This window comes from Mucilaginibacter psychrotolerans, from assembly GCF_004519315.1.
In the GTDB taxonomy this organism is placed as follows: domain Bacteria; phylum Bacteroidota; class Bacteroidia; order Sphingobacteriales; family Sphingobacteriaceae; genus Mucilaginibacter; species Mucilaginibacter psychrotolerans.
In genome coordinates, this window is the sequence record NZ_SOZE01000009.1 from 56,516 (window position 1) to 80,149 (window position 23,634).

A 23,634-nucleotide genomic window follows, 5' to 3' on the forward strand; every position below is an offset into this window, starting at 1 on the left:
TTCCAAGATTCAAGTGCTCGTATACCAAATCATTTCCCGGGCTTCGTTTTTTTTGCCGGGCTTTTTGCCGATTTTTTTGATGGCTTTTTTAGCATGTGAGCTCTTAAATTTTCCAAGGTGGCTAGCTGTTCCTTATATAATTTAGCCATCTTGTCAAATGCCAAATTGATCCGGTCTTCCGGTGCAGTCGGCTGGTCAAAATCTCCGATTTCCAAAGCGATACTTTTGAGTGCAGGTGCGCTGTATTGGGACACTAACCAATCAAGCTCGTCGATCAACGTTTTTTCTTCTTCAGACAGGAGGTTGGGGAATTTGGCCCATTCCTTTTCCCGCTTGAGGGCATCCCCGGCGAGAACAAGGTGTGCAACGATCTTAAAGGTCAGTTCATGGTCCTCACGCATTTTTGCAACAAATTTGCCAAAGGGTGAGTAGGTTTCCAGATCACGACCCAATTGCCAATAGGGCGTCGTAGGTTTATATTCTTTGAGTGCCTTTAGTACGTCAAGTGCGTCACGTAGCCCGCTCATCGGCTGTGCGCCGTGAGGAAGAACCGATTTTTGCCGCCAAAGTTTCAGGATAATATCGACGCAGACCTGCTCAGCTTTTGCTTTTTCTGCTTCGTCTTTGGTTCCTTCTGCGCGATGAATCAGCTCAGCCAAGTACTGGCTAACCCATTTGATGGTTGGCGAGGTTCGGTCGTGCTTAGCAAGTTCTGCAGCGATCTTTTTACCTAATGTGATGACTTCCTGTGACGGTATGGGCGATTCCATTGGGATAAATTAAATAAAGTAAACAATAATCCGGCATATACTCACCGGACCGTTTCCGGTCAAGGTCACGGCTGATCTGGCAATGAACGATCAGACAGCGTTTTCTTTTTTGGAGCAATTCGAGTAATGCAGCTTTCTTCATAGCGAAGCGGCGACCGGAAGTCTTAAAATCATCATAGTGCTGGTCGTTCGTCGTATTGTTCCAGACCTCAAATTGCGTAAGCGGATCTGCCGGGTCTTTTGATTGGTAGGCAGTACGCTTATCGTCACTAATTGTCAGGCCCAAAACGTTGACGACCATGGGCGATGGAATTTGGCGGAACTTGTCATAGTCACTAAAGAAGGCATCGCGATCGTCGATACCCTCGTTTTCATTATTAACCTGAACGTTAAGGTGCTCCAAAACAAATTTCTTTTGCAGGTCTTTCAGTTCATCCTCGATCTCGTCCATGAAGATCCCTTTATGCGGCAAATAGTTATCAAATCCAAGATCGGATTGCAGCGCGGCAAGCAGTGCAGGCCCGGTTTCAGGGTGGACAAGACCAGACTCGATCCGCACATGTTCTTTGTCCTTGCCGAAATAGACGTGGGAATCCTCTTCTAAAGTGAGGAACACCTCATTCGGGCTAATCCGCACGCGTTCATGAAAGTCTTCAGGTTGCACGCTGAACTCCCATTCGCTGCCGGGTTGCTTTTCGGTCCAGAAACGTGGCTCCAATGGAATAGGGTCGCGCAAATCGGCAAGCCATTGATCCGGCCAGGCCAGGCCCCAGCCGGCTATCCAACTTTCCCAGGATTCCCGCGAAGCATTTTTACTGGCACCTCGCTTTTTCAACAGCTCATATGCGGCACAGAACATGCCATGATATTCATAATACCTACGCAGGTTCTCCACCCGGGGTTCGGCCCCATGGTCGTTCTGCGTATTACCATAATCAGATTTGACATGATCCAGTTTGTACGGGTCGCCCGTGAAGCCCCATTGCGCCGTGATAAAATAGTCGATCACGGTCAGCAGGTCCAGCATCGATACATTCAGCGCATCGCTTAGCGATTCGTACCAATATGGGATGGTATCCGTATCATCAAAATCAAAGCGGATCCCGTCCGCTTTATTGTCACGCCGGCGCCGCGAGTAGCCCGGAATACGGCTGCTTTCAGTTCGTTTCAGCGGGGCCAGTTCTTTTTGGATCGCGCTTTTTTCCTCCGCGGTATAGATCGTCGGGAACTTTTTGTCCAGGAACCGGCAGGCGGATCGCAGGAAAAACTTGATCTGTGCGTGCGGTATATCGTTGTTGGTCAGTTCTGACAGAAGTGCTGCTGAAAACGGCTGCATTTGATCCGGCTGCTCCTTAACCATTCGTTCGACCGCGATATAAAGATTCAAGCGTGCTGATAAAGAAAAAAAGGTGTACCGGCGATAATGAAAAGCAGTTGCTGCCGGGTTGCGCGAGTTAGTGATCAGCTCGTCGATCAGCATCGTTTGCTTATAGCTTAAAGCGCGGCGGAGCGCGTGCTGTGCGCGCCAGCGCAGCTTCCTGACGGGATGTCCCAAAAGGTATTCGAGATAGTTCGTAATGAGTATTTTTTCTTCTTTTGGCGGGGCAAACTCGGCTGACCAGATCCCGTCGCCCATATCGTCTGGCACCGACTCGTTCCAACGCGTGACGATCCAGGTTAACAACAGATCTCTACCGTTCGCATCGAGGCTGACCAGCGTCAGCCGGAACAGGTTATATAACACGTTTGCAGGCAGGGTATCCAGGTGCTCCGGGAAATGGCGGTTGATGACCGCTGCCAGTTCCGCGTCGCTGGCACCGAAGATCTCTTGCAAACTTCTCAGCGAGCTGTGCTCAATGGACCGGTATGCCGCCAGAACGGGGAACCAATTTACAACGATGTTGCCGAAGGCCGATCTTTTCCATTCTTTTAAAACATGGAGGTGCGCCCATTCGGCTATGGTTGTTTTGACCAGATCTTCGAATTCCGAGTAGTTGATATGTTCGTCTGTCATCACCGCGAGCGCATTTAATAAATGCTGCTCGTTGCCGGACCGCGAAAGTTTGCGCAGTTCGGCGAAAACGTCGTCAAGATTAAGGTAGGCATTCTTCTTTTCGGCTGCCGCTCGGAGGGATCGTAATACTTCTTGCAGGTCAAGATCGCCATTGATCTTCACGGCTTTCAACTGTTTTCTGAACAGCGCGTTGAGCGGTGCTCTTTTGATGCGCGGGTATTGCGGTTCCTTTGACCTGGTGGTCGCTTTTAGCTTTTGGAGAGCGGCGATATGATCGCGAACTTCCGCGATAATATTCCGGTCGAGGAATCTGCCGTCCTTAATCAATTCAAAAATCTTTTCTTCGTAATCATAACTGGTCGTCGGCGAACTATGGATCTTCGTAGCTGCTATCAGATCACGGATAAAGACATTCTTAAATGGGGTATCAGCTTCTGCATTAGCCTTCTCAATAACCGGTCCCGCCAGCTTTTTGACGCCATAGACAAAATAAGGATTGACCGGCATCAGCGCTGCCGCGGTTTGATAGCTGATGATGTTTTTCTCCAGGCTGATCAAAGTGGCCATCGCGATGTGTTCTTTTTGCTTCCGGATATTCCGGTGATCCCACCTGCTAAGGATGGGCCACAGCGAAGTTGCGTCGATAGCGCCGATGGCACTCACAGCCTCGTCCCAAGGGAAGTTTTCGCCGTCACCGAGCTTTAGTGAGCAATATTCAACATAGCGCGCGAAGTCGAATGCGAGTTGGGGTTTGCGGAAATCGAAGCCCTGACTGATGACATCAATGGCCCTGATCTGGTCGTAAGCCTCTTCGTCAACTTCGCCGGACGCTTTTACCAGCTGATCGAAATAATATTTGCCGTCGCTTTTCGAAACCCGGCTGGCGATCACGGTTGCCCGGGTGTAGCAATCCACTACCTAGCTGCCGGGTAACAGCTCACTTTGTAAAGTTTGTTCAATGCTTTGGAGGTATTTTAAGATAAAGTCATCGTATTTCCTGCGATGGGACAACCTGGCTGCCAGCTTAAGGCGCGCATCCAGGTTATTTGTTTTTTTCGGGTCGAATCCCTCGCTGATCGTTTGCAAAACCTTTTCCGTTTTGGTAAAGAAGATGATATCAGAAAGCTTTTGCAGCATGAAGTCATAAACCCTCAGATAACGGTATTCATGATAATAACGCAGTTCCCAGTCATCCCCGATCGCTTTAACGACCGCTTTTACCTCCTCAGCAAGCAGCTTTTCACTGCTTTTGCCCAACAGGAATTTTGCACGCACATCATAGATGCGCAGTAAATGCCGGTAAACCCGATCTATCTCTTTTTTTTGCTCTTCGTTTTCCCGCTTTTGATCCTTCGCCGCTAATGCCTTTCTAAAGCGTTCGGAGTACAGGTCCGCCAATAAGAACGATGCATTATCCAGGTACATTTGCAGGGCTTTTACCCGGAACAGCAGGTCCAGTTCAGCCACCTCTTTATCGTCATGGCCATGAAAGAAGCCGGGGACACGGTCAGGATAAACGAGCGGGATAAGCGAAAGGAAAGGCTGAGCGTCCGCGTAGGCTATGCCGTTGTTCAAAGCATATTCCAGGAAACTCACCAGTTTAAACTGGAAATCGAGGGGTAGTTTTTGCTTTAACCTTGTAAATTTCTCAGGTGCTTTGAAAATGTCGCGCCATTCGAAACCAATTTTCAGGCCATAGCGAAAGAACAATGATGCGGCAGCGATCCGCAGGTCGGCCCGCAATGGAAATTTGCGCAGCCAGTTATTCAGTTGTTGGTTACTTTCCGAAGCGATCAGCAGCTTAAGCAGCTCCTCGAAAACCTCAGATCCAAAGGACCTTGGTGTCCAGCTATCGATGAATTTCGCGCAGCGGTCGATGCCGCTCACTCTTAAGGTCGCTTCGGCCGCGTAAGCAATGTCTTTGCCGCTAAAATCGTAGTCATCCTGTTCCTCGTCCTTCAGGCGGGAACGGTAATTCATCCAGTCGCGGGCCCTTTCCAAATGCTGGCGGGCGAGGTCATGGGTGCTCTTTTCCCGGGAAAATACTGCGGCATTACGGAAATGCGCCGGTCCGTACCAGCGTGGATTACCGGACTGGAAATATAGCTTTTGATTGGTTTGCAGGTCACCATAGGCAGCGGCCAGTTCTGAATGCCCGATCAGTATGTTTTCGATCAGTTCGTTGGATTTAGCAGCTTCCGCGGCGATGAACTGGAGTTTAAAAAAGTCAAGGTCCGCCCGATCGGTCAACCTCATGGCCAGCCGTACCCTTTCGATAAAAACTTCTTTGTTTTTGATGGGGTCCGCCGGCCGTTCGAGGTATTTCCTGTTGATCACCATATCGACAAGTTCCGTTTTAGCACCTGCGTTCGCCAGCATACTACCCAAGTGAATACTGGCGTAATCATTCGAGCCGGCTTCATTGATCAGGATCGCGGCAATGGTCTTATAATCACTTGCCCTAACCGGGTAGGTGGTCCGGAGGAAGGTCTCAAAGTCTTCATCGCGGAAACGAAAAACGCCGTTTTCATAAACCAATCCGCGCCAAAGATCTACCCGCAGGTCGGTCATCAGGTCGTTGCTTAAACCGCTCACCGCTTGCAGGAAGGACTCCGGAACAGGGCTGGGCAGGGCGACCAGCGCACGAAGAAACCGTTCGATCGAGTCGGCGTCGCCGGCCCGCAGCTGGGCTTCCTGGATACGCTGCCCGAACAGCTGATCGAGTGTCTTCCCGTTAGGTTTCAGAAATTCGATCTTTTCCTGCAGGGTGGTACCGTCGCCTTCCAAAACATAGGCCATCACACGCGGCGTGCCATAAGTGAGCTGCTGGAAGTCTGTCACTGTTTCCGGTGGTATACCGGAGAAATGTTTAGCCAGAAAGACGATGGTTTCCTGGATAGTGAACGGCCGGATCTGAAAGGTAGGCGCCGATGCCGGTAAATTAAGGGTCGGCAGGCGTTCGGTGCGGGCAGAAAAGATCACCCGGCAGCCGTCGGGTAAACCCATTCGTGCCAGTTCGGTGACGAAACACTCCGTATGGAATTGCGCAGCCGCGGAAACGCTGTTGTCCGCTGCATCGATTAGGAGTACCAAAAGCGCAGCGGGGCTGACGGCTTGCAATAAGGCTACGGCCTCGGTCAGTCGCTTTTTCAATTCCTTCAGCAAATGCCCGGTATTCGTGTTGCGCACCAATAGAAAGGGGGTTCCGCATTTCAAGCCAAGATCATTACAAAGTTGCAATATGGCATATTCCGGCGTATGGCGACGGTCGTCCGCGTCATTATAGGCACCACCACCGTAACAGTCGAACAAGATACTTTTTGAACCCGGCGGCAGCAGCGCATCGATGGATAGCATTATCGTCGATTTGCCGATCCCCGCATGGCCGTGAAGCCCCATCACTTTTGTTGCCGGTGCAATGATCAATTTTTGCAGGTCATTCAACTGTTCCCGTTCGACCAGTTTTTCGGGGATCTCGATATTGTTCCTGACCGGCAACAGGTCGCTGAGTTCGCTGAAATTGAATTTATAGAGGACGTCTGTTACATATAGGGTATGCTTACCTTTATTAGCGGGCAGCATCCGGTCACCGACCATGTCTTTCAATTTTGCGAACTGGGTCGCGCCGTCAAGGTCACCCAACTGGGCGATCGCTTCATAAGAGCGTTCTGTATGGTAGAGCGATGATCCCGAGCCGCAGTCCGAAAAATCCAGTGCCGCCAAAAAGGCCAGGATCTGGTCGGCTGGGAGTTTTGACGCTTTGTGAATGCGATCTGCAATATTTTTATCGGGAATGCTCAGTTTGTTTTTATAGGTAGCGAAGGAACGTGGCGGTTTCCCGGCTTTGAGGGTATTTACCAGGTGTTCCAGATCGGTGGACACCGGGCGGTTGCTAACCAGTTTGACGCGGACCTTTTTGACCTGGGCAGGATGATTTTTGAGGAGCTCGGAAAATAATTTACCCAGTCGATCCATCACCGATGCTGCCGTTCCACGCTTTTTACCCTTGCATAGCTCTGCTGCTGTCCAGGCCCTGTCCGCGTGGCGGGTACTATATTTCAACTGGCTGATGATAACTGTCTTTGCCGCCGCCAGGTTCTGACCGCCGTAATATTCGGTCAGGTCAACACCTAAAAGGCTTTGCGGGTCAAATGTTTTCTCATCGTCTTTGCTTACGCCTTCCAGGCTTAAGGCCTTCAAACCATCTGCCGAGAAGTTCAGCAGCTCCAAAGCTTTACGTACGGCAAACACCAAGTGATAGTTATCGCCTGCGTTCGATTCTGCTGCATCGGTGAGTTTGGTTTGCGGTGTAGAGGACATAAAAAAAAGAAAGTTACCAATTATTAGTGTGAGCACCAATTAACGAGAAATTAAAGAACCTCAGCACAAGGTATAGGGCGTAGCGCCTATTAAAATTGCGTTGAATGGATTGTGATGAAAGTCTTCAAAAAAAGTTCTAACGACCGGTCTTTTCCGTAGAAAAAAACTACTGTAACGAAATGAATGGTGGCCTTGTGTATACACGTAAAATACACCGGTTACCCAGGATTCTCAGGAGAATTGCCAGATCATACCGGAGCCGTAAACTTTAGTGTCGACATTACGTATTTTTTGTTTTTGCGCTGTCCAAAAGTGAGCTTTGCCTATAGACGCTCCGGGGTTTTCAGTAAGTAAACCTTTATAGACTTTTTCAGTAATCAGGATAGGCGGATAAGTAATCGTTCGTTCTTTTCTTTCGAAGGATATCATTTTGCCACCAGTTGTAAAATGGCCCATTTTTGGGTCCGTGTACATGGCGAAACTTTGAGCAAACTCCGATTCTGTCATTTCCACTGTTTCGGTTGTTGTAAGATAGAGCGGCGCCTTTGGATCATAAGTGTCCGGTTTTTGATGACCGAGAAAGCTATACAATGGTGTGTAAGTAGATTTAATAGCTCTTGGATTAATCGGATTTCTTAAGACGGTATAATAAGTTTCTGTTACAGTTTTATTGGCCAGGTCCGTCAATCTTGATGCAATATTGGCGGGATATCCTGCCCATACCAGTCCCTTATTTTCCGGCCCTTCGGTTCCATTTCGTTGGATGCCGACCTTAATGATCTTTAATTCACCGTAATCAATACCTATTCCGCATTTAAAATCCACGCCACTGAACTTTGCATTGAGTACGTATTTGGCAATGTGATTGATGGTCACCGCACATTCTACAGCGTTCGTAAAACATTTCGCCTTCGGAAATACGATCATCACGCGATCGCCGATGATATTACGCGTATGGCCGCCATGTTCTCTGCCGGCTTTGATGACGGCCTTGGTAAACGCGGTATATATCTTACCCATAGTAATGGACTTGTGCTTTTCCGTCAGTGCGATCGAGTCCCGGATATCGACATAAAGTACACAGGTCTCTAAGTTCTTACCACGTTTTTCTTTCGATCTTTCATAGCTAAGGCCTGCATCGTTCGCATTTGGTACTTCGGCAGTATTCGTATAGGTAAACTGGGTACTAATTACATCGGAGACATCCGTTTCAATTTCTGTGATGATCGATTTTGCTGACATAATTAAAGGTTTTGGCGATAGCGGATATAGGACATATTTGTGAACGCTACGCCTTTAAGGCCGGCGATAGGTTTTGAATACTGGCACCAGGGCGTTTGAGCCCTTTGACTGTCCGATGCCGTTAATGGTAGCGTCCTGGCTTGAAAATATTCGTTGACGGGAGTGCCTTCATAATAGTTAACGCAATCATCCTCGGAGATGCTTTCCAGCCGGAACAATTCCGTCAGGGGCCTACCGATCATCGTAAATTCCTTATATAGCCCGGTCTTATTTTGATAATAAGTGATCGGGCCGGAATGCAGCGCGATCTTGCTGGAGTATTGCGTATCGACGGCAGTACGGATGATCTCTTTTGAGCATTTAGCCGCCTGCCTGATACATTTCGGGATGTCAGCATCCAAAAAAGGCCGGCCAAACACGGCGATGATGCCGTCACCGATTATTTTTTCAACCTCGCCCCCATGCTTATAAATAATCGGGACGACGATATCATAGTAAGCATCAAAAAAATCACCGATCTCATCACCTAACAGGTCTCCGAACCTGGTCGAGAAACTGCAAACATCAACGAATATGAGGGCAACGTCCGTCGGCAAGCCGTATTCGAAGCAGCCTAAAAAATGAGGTCCCAAGTTGGCCAAGGCGTTATCAAGACCTTTTTCAATGGTTGCCGGATCGAATGCTTCATTCAGGTTAACAAGATCAGCCGATCTTGTGATGGCGCTAGCCTTGCCATAATTCAAATTGAATTTCCGGATTTGATCAAAATTAGCCATGCTTATAAGTTGTGCAGCAGGTATAAAAATACGGATACGATCAGGATGATCAGACTACCTATAAAAAATCTTAGTGCCCAGCCAACACTGCGGTATTTTTTCCAGGCGATTTTGGAAATCACATGAATTTGCTCCGTGATCTCATCAGTAAATTTTTCTTCATCATCAATGACGGAGTGCGCACGTCTTTTGTAGGTAGCTTCGGATACATCCTTTTTGATATGCCCAAAGTAAATAATGGACTTTGAATTCTTGTTTTTTAGCGCAGGATTCACACATAAAAAGGCGAAGACGATAGAGGTCAGGCTCAATGCACCATAAAAGAACACAAGGAACAATAACCATCCGGAACCCGATAAGGAAGTGAATACGGATGAGGCATTCGCGTAGGCCATTGTAAAAATAACGCCGTAGACCGTCAACACGAGCGTAGCTTTAGTTTCTGAAAAACGCAGCCATTCAATGTTAAGCTGGAGTATCTGCCAATAGCGATCTGAATGTTTAGGTTCGTACATTTGTTTGATTTTAGAAAGCAGGAAAGGTACGAAATATTCGCCTGAAATTCGTTTCTTTCAAACCGGCTGAAGATTTGGATTTCAATACTTTAGACACATCATAAAACTTCATTCTATAAAAATTGATTCATGGAAAAGGCTTTAAAAAGAAAGCGAATAACCTTATACCGTCGTTTTGATAACGTTGCATCACCGCCCCACTTGTTTAATTTGCAGGTGCGGCTGGCAAAGCGTATCATCGAGGCCGAGTTGCAGATTCGCTTGGGCGGGAATAAGGACACCTGGGGTTATCATCTGGATCGCTTATATGCACTTGGTGATGCCATGGTTTGGGCTTTGTTGTCTCAATTTACCATTCGCCAGCTCGGGCGGTATGAGTCGGTCAGGACCTCCCTTATCGGACAGGAGGGTGATTACCTCCAGACGATGGCTCGCTACCGTTCAAGGGCACAAACAAGCATTTATTTATTTGCGGACCTGACCCGCTGCATTACTATCGGAGACATCATCGAAGTGGTTGGAGATGATGAGATCCGGATCATCGAGATCAAGACCTCGATTCCGGAGCGTCCAACTGCCGAACAAATGTTATCCGGGAGGAATGGGCGGCAGTTCTCTAAACTTTTTGGCTCACCAAATTCTTAGCCACCGGTTTTGAAACGCTCTATCAGGGAACCAGGCCAACAAAAACAATCGAGATCTCGGCAATGCCCGCCTACCACTATGACCTTCTTGAACCGCTGATCCGGGATTGTCTTGCTAACGGTGCGGGGTTCCGTTTGGCGGAGCTCGGATTATTTTATATTGCACAAGCCGTCGATGACGACCTCCCAAACTGGTTAAAGGAAAAGATCGTTCCGCTGAATTTTGAGATGCCGATACTTGCCGGAACAGGCCGGCTTGTTGAGCAGGATCGCGAAACCACGTTCCACCGTCCATTTCTGAATGTTCCTTTACCATTGGAATTGAGGATACCGGTTCAGGAAAGCGATATTCAAATCCTGGGTTTTCTGGATGTGGGATACGTTAGAAAAGTCCTGGAAGCGCGCGGGCTGGAATTGAAATATAAAAAAGAACAATTTGCGATCAGACAGGGCGGTAAAGATTACACATTCAATATCAGGTTCATCAACGATATCCTCATTAATTTTTATACCGTGGCCAGTTTTGCCGATCATATAGCAGAACTCTTCAATTCGGCTATCGTTCGTCAGACTAAGCTGTCCCCCGAAGAACAGCGGCAAACAGATAGCCGGCCGAAAGACCGTGCCGCTTTTCAGCAATTTCTGGAGGCACATTACGTGAACGTACAATTTTCAGGAAGGAATATAATCTCGGTGCATAACATGAAAGGAGACAAATTGGACCTGAATAACCTGAAGAAAGAAGGTTAAAATCAACACAAACTAATGTGATCAATAAGCTCATCAGAACAAGCTTAATTGAACCATTCCGACCCGCGTGTTTTCAATATCCCGAAGTGTGGCTAGGATCACCGGTTGTTTGTCGTTGGTGGTGTCGGTGCTGCCGATTTTTTGGTCATAATGGTTTTAAGCTCATTTAGTGCAACGGTCAATGCCTCCTGACGTGTGCTGAATTGTTTGCCATACACAGACAAGCCATAGCAGCCGCCGGCAACACCAAAACTGTAATTCATGCCGTAGGTCCAAGTATGGTTGGCACCGCGTCCGAGATAGATCAGGCTATGGTTGCCATAACGGCTTTTGTCGCCAAATGACAACTCTTCTGTTTCCAAAAAAGCGGGACGGCTAAACCAGCCATATTTGTCAAAACTGATCTCCGCGAAACCGAATTCCAGCCCTTTGCGGTAGGCATGCACATTCATAGTGATGGTTCTGAAAGTATCACCAAAACTGCGGAACCAGTCGAGTTGAGGTCGATCCTTTGCTTCGACCGCAGTGATCATTTCCCGAAAGATGCCGCTTTCATAGGCCATCAGGTGATTATCCCCGATATAGACGGTGATTTGTTTTTTTGATTGAGGAAGGGTTTAAAAAGCGCGGTGCGCCGTTGTCAAGGGCCCAGGCGCGGGGTTTCATGTACCCTTGACGGCGGCGCAGGGGGCTTTACCTTTGCGGTTAAAAAACTGAAATGGTTGGAAAGCCTGTTTTAATCTAATCATGGACTAACCGTTGAAGGGTAAAGGCAAAGGCCAGGCCGGAACCTGGGCGCGTAAGATCGGCTGGTATAGCGCAGCGCTACCGTCCGATCGGGGTTGCGCGACGGCAAAGCGTGCGGCTGGCTTTTGCTGCGTGGCCTGCGGTTTGGTGCGCACCAGCTAACCTGACCGGCAGGCAGGGCCGCATTAGATTCGATGGCAGCGGCATCCTTTTTCAGGAAAAAAAGATACAGCGGACAGCGCGGGCCGCAGGCAATGCCTCATTGCAGTTAAAAGAAATGAGCCGGTTACTTTGCGACATGCTACCACTTTTGAAAGCCGGTATTTGTTAGTTACATTTGACCAAAGGCCTTTTCGCAGATGTCCATGAAAGCTATAGTTATCGATCCTTTATTGTCAATACTTCCCTTTAAGGCGGTGCTGGACTGGACGTCCTTTCAAACTTTCTGCACGGATATTCTATTTAATCGGTACGGTATTACAGATGCGCGTGACTACCTCGGCCAGGGGAGTTTACAGGACGGTATAGATTGTTACGCGACGGGCGGGCCTGATGGTCGCCTCATCAGCGCTCAGTGCAAACTGGAAAACTATCTCAGCCCAAAGGATCTCGATGACCTTGTCGATCTTTTTATGGCAGGTGATTTTGCCGGGAAAAGCCATGAGTTCATTCTCTGTACTAATTTCGATCTCGGCAGGCACCGCGATCATGAACAACAATTACAGGCTATTCGTGATAAGCTGGCGCAGATCGGCGTGGCCTTTATCGTTTGGGACGAGAAGGGCTTATCAACCGAATTGCGGAACCATCCTGCGCCGCACCTGGTCAGCCGTTATTTCGGGCTGGATATTGCGGCCGCTTTTTACGGCGAGGTATACCAGGCCTGGTTTCGCTCGGTACGGCGCCTCGACAAACCCGGTTACCCCCTCGACCCCAATTATATCCCGCGTAAACTGGTGACCTACCAGGATCACCGGCAATCGGCCGACCACCCGGCGCACCTGTTTTTGAATAAGCGCCACCTGGAATTGACCACGCTCATCGCCCGGAACAGCCGCGCCGGCAAAAGGCATTTTCTGGTCATGAGTACGGCCGGTTATGGGAAAACTATTGAACTGGAACATGCGGCGGCCTGGTTCGCACAGGGGAATCAGTACCTGTTCCCGGTCAAAAGTTACCTTTCCGATTATGAGGGCCAGCCGGTCGCTGAATTGCTGAACCTGCACCAACCCAACTGGCGCGATCTCCAAGACGACGCGCTGCTGCTGATCCTGGATGGACTGGACGAGATCCGGGAGGAACATTGGCAGACCTTTATCAATCATTTGAACCAGTTCACGCAGGCGCGCCCGAAGACCAGTATCGTTGTTTCAACGCGCTTTAATTTCTATGACCTGGTCATGCAGCCGCTGCGCGGTTTTGAGATCCTGATCCTGCAACCTTTCAACCAGGCCGATATTGATGAATATCTGAAACGCAACATCCCCCAGCAGGCTAATGTCTTCCGGGCGAAGATCAAGGCCTCGCGCTTCCAGGAATTCGTTGAAAGCCCTTATTACCTCGCCCGGCTGGTCCGGTTCTTTCATGGCAGTCCCGAGGACTTTCCGGCGACTCGTGCGCAGCTGTTCGAGCATATATTGTTCGAGCGTTTCGATGCCGATAATCGTAAAAAAGGCGACCGTGTCCGGCGCGCTGTTTATTTTAAGCTGGCGCAGCAGATCGCCTATGCCATGACGCGGCTCGGCAGGTCTTCGCTGAGCGGTGTGGAGATGTCCGAACTGATCAATGACCCTGCCCAACTCAAACTGATCCAGCATTTCTTTCTGCTGAACAAGCATGCATCGGCACAGGACGCCTGGTCATTTGAACATAAGAACCTGCAGGAATACCTCTGCGCTAAAATACTGGAGTCGCTACCTATGGCGGACCTTCGCGAGCTGGTCACCTATCCGTATGACCGGACGAAAGTGCAGCCCCGGTTCGTCAACATGCTGTCTTTTCTCTTTCTGATCGCTGATACAAAAGGGCCATTGTTCCAGGGCCTGCTGCAATGGTTAACCAGCGAACAGGAGGAGTTGCTGGTACGCTTTGAAAAGGACCGGATCTTACCCGCTGCCCGGCTGGAAGTGTTCAAGAAGATCCTGGCCCGTTACCGGCAGCAAAATAAGGCCTTACACGCATCGTCCAGTTTTTCACTGGAAGAGCTGATGGATTTCATATCATTGGATAGCGCCATGATCGCTTACCTTCAAAGCGAGATGCTGACAGATGCCGGTGGCTGGTATGCGTATAACGGCGCTGATGTATTGGGATGCTGCGGAAAACCTTACCTCTACGCCGGGCAGCTAAAAACGCTGTTTTATGAACTTCTTGTTGGAGATTTTGATGACCACGTCAAAATCAATGCCCTTCATGCCCTTGGCAGGCTAGAGATAACAGACCAATTGTTCTTTGAGCGCATCTTCGCCCTGCCGCTCAACCTGGACCTGCCGGATATCCGCCAACCCCTGATCCAACTCTTGAATGGTAAGCCTTTCCTCGAACACTATCTGGAGTTCCTGATCGGCACGCTCGCTTTTTTCGAGCACCAGGAAAACCATATGAACCTGCTGGGCTCCGCACAATTCCTTAAACAGGTGCTGCTGCTGCAGGTAAAGCGGCCGGCATCGCTTCGCCGGCTGCTGGTCTACGCCCTGACCGATCCGGACGCCCTTTCGCTGGAAGACCGCAGCGACGTCCGTATAGATGCCACGGAGTTTAAGGAACTCTTGGAAAAGGCATCAGCAGCATTTCCGGATGACGCGGAACTCGTCGAATTGGTTTACCAATTCTATGACCGTGCGCGCGCGATCACTATTTACGCCGAATGGCTGAGCCCGGTACTGGAATTTTTCCGGCAGAATGGCGGCCTTTCGACGCAATTTTACCGTGCCTACCGCGAAGATCCCGCAAAGCGCGAGGTCATGCCCCTGGCGGAGGAAGCGACCTGTGATTTCCTGATTGCAGAGTATAAACAACGGCGGATCAGCCAGGCGCAGATGGTTATTTACCGGAATGTTTTGAGCCACGTTAACCCGCCCTTATTTGAATATTTTTATCAGGCTTTGCTTGGCGAATTTCAACAGGAATTCCATATCCCCGATAAGGATTTCAATTACCAGGCGCACTGGGACAGCTATACGCAAAAGAACCAGGCCATGCTGCTGGATAAAGCCCTTTATCTACAGGAGATCGCTGCTATTTTTACGACACTGGGCTTAACCATGATCACGAAGCACGACCTCCATGACTACAGTGATTATAAACTAAGGGCCTTCCAGCAATCTATCGTCTTGCAGCTCCTGCGCCGTGAGTCCGATGCCGTGCCGCGTGACGAACATTATTTTGCGGGCCTGATCGCCACAGAGGAGGAATGGACCTTATATAAAATTGATGCTTTCTACCGGCTTTACGATCAAAAAACACCCTTGGTCGAGCGGTATATCCATCCGGAACTCCGGGCATTCGCGGTAAATTGGCTGCATGAAAAAGTGGCGGAACTGGACTTTACCCATACTGTTACTGATGGGCCCGGCGGTCAAATAGGATTCAACCGTAATGTGGAATTTGTGTGCCGTTTGTACCTGCGGGTGCAGCCGGAGATGACGGCTGACGAGCTATTAAAAATGTTGCCGGCGGATTTCCGGGGCGGACTGGATAATTCCCAAACGAGCATCGCGAGCATAATTGTGGCCAGGGTCGATCCGGACCGGTTACTGAATGCAGTGATGGAATATCTGCAAATGAACCTGGCCACCTATGTGCAGAAAACACTTTTCGGGATCTGCCAACAAATGCATTACACCGAATGCTTGCCCATGCTGTACCATTTTATCCGTGAGAACCAGTTCCTCACCGGGTCTGCCCGCTGTAACCTGACGGCTCAATACCTGGCACTTGGTGGAGATATCGATGATTTTGCAGATATGCTGGCTCCGCCGCCCTATACGATACCTGACAACGACATTTCCTGGGAATGGTTCTTGCTGGATAAATTTATGAAGACGCAACCTGACGCGGTAGTCAGCCTGATGCTGGATGTCCTGGCAGATACGAGCCGCACATTTTACCATCAGATGACCGCAGCGCATAACCTGATCACTATGGGGCGGATCGAAGGCCTGCGGTTTTGGTCAGAACGAACGCTTCAGCAATTGGCTTCGCCCTTCCAAAACATCATCGATCCCATTGTGCCGCATATCCTGGAAATGGATCCCGGCGCTGTGCTTGACATCCTGCTGCTGACGATGGCGCCATTTGTCGCCCCTGAAGCACGCTTGGAGCGGCGTCGGAGCCGTGAACTGATCAGCGAATTCATCGCCGATCTACTGCTCATGATCGTCAAAGCCTATCCGGCGACTTACCCACGTATAATCGCCGAAATGAATATACTGATCGGCGCAGAGCAGGATGCCAAGGCCTTATACTGGCTCAAGCGGTACCGCGACGAGATCACGCAGGCCTACCATGTGGTCAGCCACCCGGAACCGACGATTGCAATCATCAGACAGGAATTAGCGCAACTCTCCGAATAAGTTTGGGATGGCTGACAAGGCCGGCGGCCTAGCGCAGATTTTATCAAAATAATATTCTAAATTTAACCGCCGAAACTCAATAACAACACTATCCGGTCCTTTTTATGGCGCAAACCAAGCCGACATTAGCTACTATAAAAAAGCTTTTTGCCTTGTCGGGGAATCGTTGTGCTTTCAACTACAAGGGCGAAAAATGCGATGCGCTCATTGTCGATCAAGATAATGATATCATTGGTGCTATTTGTCATATCGAAGCTGCAAAAAAAGGCTGGGCCAGGTACAATGAATCATCGAAGGATAGCTTTCGGAGAAGTTTCGAAAACCTGCTGCTGTTGTGCCCGAACCATCATAAAAAAATCGATACAAATCCGTCATTTACGGTCCAGGTCCTGACCAATATGAAATCAGCTCATGACCAGTTTTATCAGCGCGCGCCATTTTACCCGGACGATGCCCTGATCGAACGTGCTTTTATGAAATTGGGACTGGACGAAGCGGTTGAGCATGACATCAGGAACTCTTCCAGCCTTCCACAAGCGCTGATCGAGCAATTGCTGACGGAACTCGAATATAGAGAGATCCTGCTTTCAGAAAAAGAGGCACGTTTCAGGGAGATGGAGGAAAAATACCGCCAGCTTAATACCAGTGTCGGCGAAGAGACGGGTGAAGAGCGCAACATCAGGGATCTGGTTGATAAAGGGGATCTGAAAACAGCGGAAGCCACACTCACAGCGGAACTTGCCGAATCGGCGGCGCCTTCCAGAGAACGCAATGAAAGTATCGCCAAGAAGTCATACGAACTGGCGCTGATCCAGGAAATGCAGCTGAAGTACCAGGAGGCATTTACTAATTTCAAACATGCTGTTGAACTTCAGCCGTACAATATTCATTACTTAAACGCTTTAGCCTATGCCAGTGTGGTCGTCAGCGAATATGAGCAGGCTACCCTTCATTACAACACTTTATTAGGTATCCTGACGAACAATATCACTGAAAATACCGCGATGTTAGGCAGAACCTATTTGAATATAGGCTGGGCCTATGACAGGTTGGGCGAATATGACGAAGCAATTGAGCATTTCAGGAAAGCTATTGAAATTTTTGAGACGCTAAATGAAGATCTACAGGACGAGATCGCCGGTTGCTTAAATAATATAGGGCTCGCGTATAAGAATCTGGGCAGATATGAGGATGCCTTACATTATTATTATCGATCGGTCAAGATCTATAAGCAATATGAAAGTACGTTAAAAAAGAAAGCGCTTGCCAATACCTTCTGTAATTTGACGGCGCTATTCATGCAGTTGCGCAACCTGAGATTCGCGCATGATTTTGGAGCCTTGGCAATCTCGATCTATAAAGAACTCCAAATGGAGGAACATCCGGAAAGTGCCAATGCCTATTACCAGTTCGGGTTCGTTTTATTTTGCCTGGACAACAACGAGGCGGCTATTTCCTATACCAGTAAAGCATTGGCTATTTACTTGGGTTGCTTCGGAACTAATCATGATAAAGTTGCTTCCTGCTACCAGGATCTATCTACCATCTATGGCGACTTAAAGGACGAACAAAAGGCCCTTGATTATGCGGAAAAGGCGGTAAATACCTTTCTGCGGACGCTCGGCCCCGGCCACGGCCATACGATCAATGCGCTAAAGTGGCTGGAAAACCTAAAAAACAAAGGAAAAGGTTGAACTGACCGACCGGCTTAACGGACAATCAGTAACCATCAGATCAGATCTTCCTCCCCCTCATCGCCAGTTTCCGGCCAAATGCTTTGTGCCCCAGCCAGTTTCTGTAAACCAAATTTTTGATAATGGTAGATCACAATGTGATCGGAGGGGATGAGCTGCATGCGGAGCGCCTGAAAATCAAGCACAGGCACAGCCGGGTCCCGCAGCGTCACCTGCTCGTTACCCATGAGCAGCGTTTTGCCGAACAGGTCCATTTCCCGGTGGCTCTTGGTCACAAGGCTAACGTAGGTGCCGGGTATTAACTCGCCCAGGCTGTTAAATAGTTCTCTGGAATCCGGCATTTGTTCGATCGTGATGCCAGTCGGGTCTTTAATGGCATAATAGCCGTGACCGATCAGCGCCTGCAGTTTGGCTATTTTTTCACGGTCATCATCCGTGACATTGCCGATCTTCACCGGGTCGAATTTTACGTCAAATGTTTTTTCGATCTTTTTCAGCGAATGGAAAAAGGTCATTTGCTTATTGAACTCGGCGGCTTGTGCCTGAGCTGTAAGCCTGTGTTTATAAATGGAACCGTCTTTGGCCACGATCTCCATAAGTTCACCGGAAAATAGCAGGTAAAACGCCCGGAAAACTTCATATGATTTATTGACCGGCGTAGGCAATTCAGGTTCACGTGCGGTAAAGGTCATTTCGATCCGGTTGTCCTTGAACTCCAGGTTAAACACCGCCTCAAAGCCGGTTACTTCGATCTCTATGCGAACTTTACCCGGGATGTTATTGAACAAACGACAGTATACTTTATGCAGAGCAAATAATTTACCAGGAAACCTGACCTTAACAAAGCCCTCATATTTTGGATGGTGGATGACGTTGAGTGTGCCCAAAGAATCCTTGTCCAGCATCCTGAACCCTTCAATGAGGAAATCAAAGCTGGTAAGCTGTTCCGGTGCTATTTGTAGCTGCCTGACCTCGTATCCCGTAGTGAACTTTTGCAGGGCCGATTTTAATTCTTCGTCGGCGGTGCTGATCTGCAGCTTATGTTGCGTTGGCCCGTCCGAGCGCTTAATATCGATGAGTTGTGTATGGTTGAGGCTGGCTTCGATGCTGACGGTCAGATCAAATGCCATGATAAAATCCATTGCCGTTTGCTGGTCGACTAGGCCATCTTCCATATCGTTTTTCACGTGAGCCTTGAGCGTTTCAACCAGGCCGTTAACAAACTGCTCCCCGGTAGCTGATATGTGCTGCATCCCTAATTGACGGTATCGTTTGAGCTTAACCGGGTCAACGCCCGGGCTGATAAGCACCCTTTTTTTGAGTTTATTTTTGAGTTTTTTCTCGATATAATCGAAGTCGGCCTGGACATTCTCATCCTCGTAGCCGAATCCCAGGAAAATAATGTGCTGGGCTGCAGTCTCGGCTATTACAGTTGCCCAAAAGGGGTCCTTAAAAATGCGGTTGTACTGGTCACTATAGTCTCCAGACGTGATGACGATACTTTTGCCGTCCCGGATATCCCCGTGGATCTTCAGGATTCGGGTCTTGGCCCTTTTAGTGCCGAATACCTGCTGGTTATTGACGATGACCGTTGCCCGTTGCCCAAAGCCATCTTCGATCAGGCGGTCATAGTTGGTCGTAATAATCGATTTGAAATAGGCGATTTTGCCCAGCATGTCGTGGACATGCGTATCGGCAGGCTTGATGTCAAAGTGCTCCTGTAAGACCCTGACCAGTTTAGGGCGGCCGAACAAGGTTTGAAAGTCCTGGGCGTATTTGCGCAGATCTTCGGTCTTACGGATCTTTTTTTGCTGGGCAGGCGTGAGTGAGTCATGCAGCAACCCAATCAGCCGGTAAGCCGATGGCATGCCAGTATAGAGGGAAAAACCCGAACCGATAAAAAGGCAGACGGGTTCTTTGCGTATAAGGTCGTATAATTCAGCTAAGTCCAAATTGATCTATGGGAATAAGTTTAAAGGTAAACAGTAAACGTTGGTTCCGCAAATGCAGCATAAGCTTATGATTGCTCCAGGGAGAATTCATCATCGATGCTTTCAAATATGCCCGCCCGCAACCGGTCGGTGGACTGGTATTTTTTTTGGAAGAGATCTTTCAGCATCGCCGGGTAGCGTTCATCGGTGCAACAGGCGTATTCGTTGGACTGCAGGAGCACCAACATATCGATATCGATCTTCACGGTGGACCAAAACCGCGGTTTCAGCTTTTTGATTCTGATCAGTATTTTATTTTCGGTCAGGGGAAGAATAAAATCATCCTGGTAAAGGTCGAGCTTTTCAGGGTGGCGCAGGATCAGCGGGTTATCACTGCAAATAGCCGGTAAGCCTTTCGGAAAAGTAAAAATGGTAACCGGGGACTTGCAGTCAAATAACCTGGGATAGGTCATCAGGGGCATCATCGTTCGCAATAGCTTGGTATAATTTGGATGTTGCAGTATGCGTTGCTCAATCTCGGGGTGGTCGACTGTTTCGCCAGTATCCTTGTTTTTTAAACTGATCCCAAGCTGTTTTAAGGAAGGTGTTTCAGCCATTTTTGCGAGCACCGGCTGCTGGGCAGGCAGACGCCAGAACAGTTCTGCCGCGAAATATTGCAGCATCGGGATATCGGTTTCCGCCAGGTCATAACCCTCATTGACGGCCCTGATCTTATCGAACACTTTAGCGGTCTTGCTTTCCATCCGGCTATAGGACTCTTCGATAAAATTGTCTTCGACACCGCCAAAAATAACAGTGTTGTCTTTAGGCACAAAGAAATGGCTGGCTGGGGAAAACCGTTTGCCGTTCATTTTAAATGCGCCCCGGCGAATTTGATAGATCAGAAATAATCCGGCGACGTCCGTAAACCCTTTCAGATAGAACTGTGGTAAATAATGATGCGCAACCGATCTGCCCATGATCAAACGTTGGGGTCTTCCAGGTCATCAATATCCGTAAAGCTTAACAATGCTGACTGTGCCTTGTTCTGTAAATTGATATCACCCGTGACCAGCAGGACCCGGTCTGCCGGATGCTGTATTTGTGGTTGATTACTTATCATATTATAAGCCATAAGTAAACAGCTGTCCGTTTTTTAAGTAAGGCCGTACCTTACGAAATTCGAAACTGCCATCTTTAACATGAACCAGCTCACTGCAGGGATCGCTGATATATTGTTTACTTCCCCTGGCCCTGAAAAACCGTTGCATGTATACCATATCCAGCCGCAGGAATGTGTCCACCGCCTGTGGTACCAAAACGATATTCAATCCTGATCCTTCAGTCATCGCACTTGGATAAATAATACCGGGTATGGCCGTGTTCCGGGTTTCCGCGTAGTAATAGCGTACCGCGTAAAAGAAAGCATTCATGATATAATAACTGTTTTCGCTTTTGTTGACCGACCAGGCCAGTTCTGAAAAGAACTGCATAAAACGAAACACGAAACTACAAGCCTCCGGTGAAACAAATCCTGCCAGTTCCCGGCGGAACCGGTCCGTGCTGAATTTCAGATCAGGATTGTCCGCGAGATGGCGCTCATCAAAGCAAAGGTTTACCACGGGCATTGCCCCCCGGTTGACCCATTTGCCGACAGTGATGTCTTGCACCACCGGACCTGGATCATGATCAGTCAATTCTTTACAGCATTCGAGGGCACAATGCAGTACGGTGTCGATCTTTGGGGTTTCTACGCGCAATGAACCATAGAACAGCGGCTCAAAACGCCGGTTGAAGCGACCTGCAGTGATGCGGTCCGGAGCCGCTTTGTTATACGAAATATCCTCCTGGCGGTCGAACAATCTTTCACCGTTAGCGCGTCCGCGAAAGATCGGTGCCCCCGCACCTAAACGTATCATGGACAGCGGAACCTTATCGATCATAAAATGGATCGCATTGATCGCCGCATTAAAGCGCTCATCCGTCACCTCTTGCACCAATAATTCCTGGACCAGCGACAACTTTGCTTCCATTATCGGCAGATGGTTATTCAAAAAAGATAATGCTCCCGCACTTTCGGGCAGCTCAGCCAGCCCGTTGACGAGTGCCGGGAAATCCATAACAACCGTATCTTCCATATCCTTAAAATTATACCTAAAGGTCGTCATAAAGATCGCGTGCTAATAAACTTAGTTTTCCACAATCTTGCGGTTGCGCACATCTGCCAATGTGCCCCAAAAAAAGCACCTAGCTCGCGCCTTACTTTTTGAGTCGCGGATATAAATTGCCGATGACCTCGAAATCTTTCGAGTCGGAAGCATTGATGACCGGGAAAGATTTTTCTACAATCAATAAAGGATAACTATTTATTATCAATTAACACTCTAAGTTAATCAAATAAGCGGTTTCGTTGCTTGCTCCTACTTATTCATAATATTTTACCCTCCCAAATAGACCTTATTTAGTTTAACTGCATAATAGGGTTAATGAACGGATCAAACAATCAAACTTCTTTAACCGAACTCTTTCAGAAATACCTCGACGGCAGGTGTAGTATAGATGAAACGAGGCAGCTTTTAAACTACTTTGAAAGCGAACAGGACGAAAGACAGTTGAGAAGCTTGATCCGAATGGAATTGGGTTACGAAGATTCAGCAGAAGCAAATGCTTCATCTGAAAGAGCCGTCCAACAGGTCAGAAAAAACATCCTCCATGAAATAAAAGAAAACACCGATAGCAAATCGAGCGGCACCCAATTTCCCAGGTGGCTGAAGATCGCGGCATTCTGGTTGATCCTTGCTGGTACCGGCGCGCTCATCTATCGCGGTTATTTCATGAATAATTCGAGCGGCGATCCCAAGCTTTATACATTGCTCACCAAAGCCGGTGAACGTAAGATCTTAACACTTTCCGATGGCACCAAGATATGGCTTAGCCCTTCCAGTTCGCTACAATATCCAGATCAGTTAACAGGTAATTTGCGCGAGGTCAAACTGGAAGGCGAAGCTTTTTTTGAGGTTGCCAAAGACAAAAAACATCCATTTGTAATACACAGCGGTCAAATGGATACCCGTGTAGTTGGCACCTCCTTTAACATTCAATCTTACAAAATACAGGCAAAATATACGGTAACTGTAGTCACCGGTATTGTCAATGTGTCTGCTCCAGGTGCTTTAAACGGAAAACCCTCCAACGTTGTGCTAAGACCCGACCAGCGGAGCGAGTTTAACCCTCAAACCGGAACATTGATCAGTTTAAATTATCCAGAGGCTAAACAGATGCTGAACCGAAAGAACGGTATTTTAAATTATGACGGAGTCAGCGTGCCGGAAGTGGTGGCAGAACTTACCCGGTATTACAGGGTGCCGATTTTGATAGAAAGCAAATCAAAGAACTGTTTATGTTATGGCGAATTCAATACGAACCGGCCATTAGCCATTGTTTTAGAACAATTAGCGGCAGCAATCAATGCTAAGGTGATTACCCACAAGGATAAGTATATATTAAAAGGAGGGTGTGAAGAATGAGACAGATAGCAAAATTATCCCACCCATAAATTAGGGTACCGCTGCAATAACGCACGGAACAATTTTACATTTCTTAGAATACACCAACTGCAAAAAGTTAAAAAATTGCTTTATGGGCCTGGTATTGCCC

At 48.4% G+C, this 23,634-nt stretch carries 16 protein-coding genes; 5 read left to right on the forward strand and 11 right to left on the reverse strand.

Annotated elements, in window-relative coordinates; all coding sequences use genetic code 11:
- Positions 1-29 precede the first annotated feature (29 nt).
- The 6 genes from E2R66_RS11060 to E2R66_RS11085 all read right to left on the reverse strand — a co-directional run bounded on the left by E2R66_RS11060 (position 30) and on the right by E2R66_RS11085 (position 9,637).
- Entirely contained in the window at positions 30-770 is a 741-nt protein-coding gene (locus tag E2R66_RS11060) for a hypothetical protein (protein WP_133230684.1), read from the reverse strand.
- Complete coding sequence (locus tag E2R66_RS11065) at positions 727-3,699, reverse strand: hypothetical protein (RefSeq protein ID WP_133230682.1); 2,973 nt, start codon at positions 3,697-3,699, stop codon at positions 727-729. The genes E2R66_RS11060 and E2R66_RS11065 overlap by 44 nt, the downstream gene beginning before the upstream one ends.
- Before the next feature lie 3 nt (positions 3,700-3,702).
- Positions 3,703-7,104, reverse strand: a complete 3,402-nt coding sequence (locus tag E2R66_RS11070) for an NACHT domain-containing protein (protein ID WP_133230680.1) — start codon at positions 7,102-7,104, stop codon at positions 3,703-3,705.
- A 231-nt stretch (positions 7,105-7,335) separates the two neighbouring features.
- A complete protein-coding gene (locus E2R66_RS11075; protein ID WP_133230678.1) occupies positions 7,336-8,346 on the reverse strand; it encodes an adenylate/guanylate cyclase domain-containing protein in 1,011 nt (336 codons plus the stop codon).
- 2 nt (positions 8,347-8,348) lie between these two features.
- Complete coding sequence (locus E2R66_RS11080; RefSeq protein WP_133230676.1) at positions 8,349-9,122, reverse strand: adenylate/guanylate cyclase domain-containing protein; 774 nt, start codon at positions 9,120-9,122, stop codon at positions 8,349-8,351.
- A 2-nt stretch (positions 9,123-9,124) separates the two neighbouring features.
- Positions 9,125-9,637 (reverse strand): Pycsar system effector family protein, encoded by a 513-nt coding sequence (locus tag E2R66_RS11085; RefSeq protein ID WP_133230674.1) that lies wholly within the window; start codon positions 9,635-9,637, stop codon positions 9,125-9,127.
- Between the two features lie 129 nt (positions 9,638-9,766).
- Here E2R66_RS11085 and E2R66_RS11090 point away from each other — a divergent pair, with 129 nt between their 5' ends.
- Both E2R66_RS11090 and E2R66_RS11095 read left to right on the forward strand, forming a co-directional pair.
- Entirely contained in the window at positions 9,767-10,282 is a 516-nt protein-coding gene (locus E2R66_RS11090) for a hypothetical protein (protein ID WP_133230672.1), read from the forward strand.
- A 62-nt stretch (positions 10,283-10,344) separates the two neighbouring features.
- Positions 10,345-11,031: a hypothetical protein gene (locus tag E2R66_RS11095; RefSeq protein WP_133230670.1), complete on the forward strand. Its 687-nt coding sequence runs from the start codon at positions 10,345-10,347 to the stop codon at positions 11,029-11,031.
- 98 nt (positions 11,032-11,129) lie between these two features.
- On the opposite strand, the gene E2R66_RS11100 is transcribed toward E2R66_RS11095, so the two are convergent.
- The gene (locus tag E2R66_RS11100; RefSeq protein WP_133230668.1) at positions 11,130-11,594 is read right to left on the reverse strand and encodes a hypothetical protein; all 465 of its coding nucleotides are present in this window, start codon (positions 11,592-11,594) and stop codon (positions 11,130-11,132) included.
- Positions 11,595-12,143: 549 nt separating this feature from the next.
- On the opposite strand from E2R66_RS11100, the gene E2R66_RS11105 reads away from it, so the two are divergent.
- Positions 12,144-16,352, forward strand: coding sequence for an NACHT domain-containing protein (locus E2R66_RS11105; RefSeq protein ID WP_133230666.1), 4,209 nt, complete (start codon positions 12,144-12,146; stop codon positions 16,350-16,352).
- A gap of 104 nt (positions 16,353-16,456) precedes the next feature.
- Positions 16,457-18,046 (forward strand): tetratricopeptide repeat protein, encoded by a 1,590-nt coding sequence (locus E2R66_RS11110; RefSeq protein WP_133230664.1) that lies wholly within the window; start codon positions 16,457-16,459, stop codon positions 18,044-18,046.
- A 35-nt stretch (positions 18,047-18,081) separates the two neighbouring features.
- Here the strand turns inward: E2R66_RS11110 and E2R66_RS11115 are convergent, their stop codons facing one another.
- The 4 genes from E2R66_RS11115 to E2R66_RS11125 form a co-directional block, all read right to left on the reverse strand.
- On the reverse strand, positions 18,082-19,998 hold the full coding sequence (locus tag E2R66_RS11115; protein ID WP_133230662.1) for an SIR2 family NAD-dependent protein deacylase: 1,917 nt from the start codon (positions 19,996-19,998) through the stop codon (positions 18,082-18,084).
- Positions 19,999-20,063: 65 nt separating this feature from the next.
- Complete coding sequence (locus E2R66_RS11120) at positions 20,064-20,957, reverse strand: DUF4238 domain-containing protein (RefSeq protein ID WP_133230660.1); 894 nt, start codon at positions 20,955-20,957, stop codon at positions 20,064-20,066.
- Between the two features lie 2 nt (positions 20,958-20,959).
- On the reverse strand, positions 20,960-21,100 hold the full coding sequence (locus tag E2R66_RS28315) for a hypothetical protein (RefSeq protein ID WP_158288380.1): 141 nt from the start codon (positions 21,098-21,100) through the stop codon (positions 20,960-20,962).
- A 1-nt stretch (position 21,101) separates the two neighbouring features.
- On the reverse strand, positions 21,102-22,115 hold the full coding sequence (locus E2R66_RS11125) for a hypothetical protein (protein WP_133230658.1): 1,014 nt from the start codon (positions 22,113-22,115) through the stop codon (positions 21,102-21,104).
- 348 nt (positions 22,116-22,463) lie between these two features.
- On the opposite strand from E2R66_RS11125, the gene E2R66_RS11130 reads away from it, so the two are divergent.
- Positions 22,464-23,504 carry a FecR family protein gene (locus E2R66_RS11130; RefSeq protein WP_133230656.1) on the forward strand — a complete coding sequence of 347 codons (1,041 nt, stop codon included), beginning with the start codon at positions 22,464-22,466 and terminating at the stop codon, positions 23,502-23,504.
- Positions 23,505-23,634: the final 130 nt, after the last annotated feature.